Here is a 1,845-nt window from a genome sequence, read left to right on the forward strand (position 1 = left end):
GCTTTTAGCTAAACTCTCAAAAACAGGTAAAAAATCCTTATCAAATCCGCTAATTTCAATTTTTATAGCCATTTATATCCTTTCTTATATAATTTTTATTTTTATTATACCATAAAGGATTTTGTTGTAAAATTGGAAAAAACTTTTTTTATATATAAAATTACATAAATAAGACAATCAAAATACAATATAAAAGATTAAAGAATAGTAAAAACGGTTTTTTAAAAAAACTAATATAAATATATGGCTAATTATATAATTAATCCTCCTCTAAGCCATCATTAATTCCTGCTTCTGCAAGTTCAAGCTGTTCTTTTTGATACACTTTATCATCTTTGGCATCTTTAAAACCTTTTAATAATAAAGTTTTCATTTGCTCTATATATTCTTGATCTTTACACATATTAATCCTTTTTATTTATCAGGTTTAAAACCACTATCTAAAATTATTTTTGTCATTGCACCTTTAAGTTTATCAAAACGATTTAAAGCTTGCATATTACTAACTCTAAGCAATCTTATTTTATCATCTTTTTTATAAAACACTTTAAAAACTTCATCACTTTGTTTGTGTTTTACCATATCATCTAAAGTAGGACTATCTATGAATTCATATTCTTTGGTAAAATCTTCATTTAAAACATCGAATAAATCTTGAGAAATAACCATTAGGATTAACTGGATCATAAGTATAAGAACTTACTACACATTCTCTCATAGCTTTTTGTATTTCTTCTTGGGATAATTTTTTCATAGTGTTTTTCTTTTTTCTTTCTATTATGATATAAATGACTTAATATGTAGTTATGGATTTTTATAAACTTGATTAATTTAACTTCAATTATTAAAACAACTCGCTATGAGAACCTATATTAATACATGTTAAAATAAGTTTATCATCTTGTTTTTGATAAATTAAGAGCAAATCAGGTTTTACATGACACTCTCTAAGCTCTTTAAATTCACCTTTTAGTTTATGATCTTTGTATTTTCTTTCAAGAGTTTCATTGTTAGATAAGCGATAGACTATTTCATCTACTAAGTCTTTTTCTTTTAGCGTTAGCTTCTTATAGTTTTTCTTGTATTCTTTTAAAACTCTAATTTCATATTTCACGCATAGCCTTTTTATACTCATCAAAGTTTTTAAAAGTTTCATGCTCTCCATTTTTCATTTCTTCTAAAGCCTTTTTCATAGAACTTTGTTTTTTCTCTTCTGGAGTATCACATTCTAACAAACAATAAGTAGCTTTTAGGCTTTTAGCTAAACTCTCAAAAACAGGTAAAAAATCCTTATCAAATCCGCTAATTTCAATTTTTATAGCCATTTATATCCTTTCTTATATAATTTTTATTTTTATTATACCATAAAGGATTTTGTTGTAAAATTGGAAAAAACTTTTTTTATATATAAAATTACATAAATAAGACAATCAAAATACAATATAAAAGATTAAAGAATAGTAAAAACGGTTTTTTAAAAAAACTAATATAAATATATGGCTAATTATATAATTAATCCTCCTCTAAGCCATCATTAATTCCTGCTTCTGCAAGTTCAAGCTGTTCTTTTTGATACACTTTATCATCTTTGGCATCTTTAAAACCTTTTAATAATAAAGTTTTCATTTGCTCTATATATTCTTGATCTTTACACATATTAATCCTTTTTATTTATCAGGTTTAAAACCACTATCTAAAATTATTTTTGTCATTGCACCTTTAAGTTTATCAAAACGATTTAAAGCTTGCATATTACTAACTCTAAGCAATCTTATTTTATCATCTTTTTTATAAAACACTTTAAAAACTTCATCACTTTGTTTGTGTTTTACCATATCATCTAAA

General features: G+C 24.0%; 6 protein-coding genes. All 6 read right to left on the minus strand.

Annotation, left to right across the window (positions count from 1 at the left end):
* Window positions 1-259: 259 nt before the first annotated feature.
* Window positions 260-403: a hypothetical protein gene (locus AJ939_RS10875; protein ID WP_002782730.1), complete on the minus strand. Its 144-nt coding sequence runs from the start codon at window positions 401-403 to the stop codon at window positions 260-262.
* An 11-nt stretch (window positions 404-414) separates the two neighbouring features.
* Window positions 415-669 carry a hypothetical protein gene (locus AJ939_RS04525; protein WP_044794622.1) on the minus strand — a complete coding sequence of 85 codons (255 nt, stop codon included), beginning with the start codon at window positions 667-669 and terminating at the stop codon, window positions 415-417.
* Window positions 632-754: a hypothetical protein gene (locus AJ939_RS11135; RefSeq protein ID WP_002813541.1), complete on the minus strand. Its 123-nt coding sequence runs from the start codon at window positions 752-754 to the stop codon at window positions 632-634. Before AJ939_RS11135 ends, AJ939_RS04525 begins: the two co-directional genes overlap by 38 nt.
* Window positions 755-844: 90 nt before the next feature.
* Window positions 845-1,114: a type II toxin-antitoxin system YafQ family toxin gene (locus tag AJ939_RS04530; RefSeq protein WP_002789000.1), complete on the minus strand. Its 270-nt coding sequence runs from the start codon at window positions 1,112-1,114 to the stop codon at window positions 845-847.
* On the minus strand, window positions 1,104-1,325 hold the full coding sequence (locus AJ939_RS04535) for a hypothetical protein (RefSeq protein WP_002881155.1): 222 nt from the start codon (window positions 1,323-1,325) through the stop codon (window positions 1,104-1,106). Before AJ939_RS04535 ends, AJ939_RS04530 begins: the two co-directional genes overlap by 11 nt.
* 187 nt (window positions 1,326-1,512) lie before the next feature.
* Window positions 1,513-1,656 carry a hypothetical protein gene (locus AJ939_RS10880; protein WP_002782730.1) on the minus strand — a complete coding sequence of 48 codons (144 nt, stop codon included), beginning with the start codon at window positions 1,654-1,656 and terminating at the stop codon, window positions 1,513-1,515.
* Between the last annotated feature and the right edge of the window lie 189 nt (window positions 1,657-1,845).

This window comes from Campylobacter sp. BCW_6889 (genome assembly GCF_001762535.1).
GTDB lineage: Bacteria > Campylobacterota > Campylobacteria > Campylobacterales > Campylobacteraceae > Campylobacter_D > Campylobacter_D jejuni.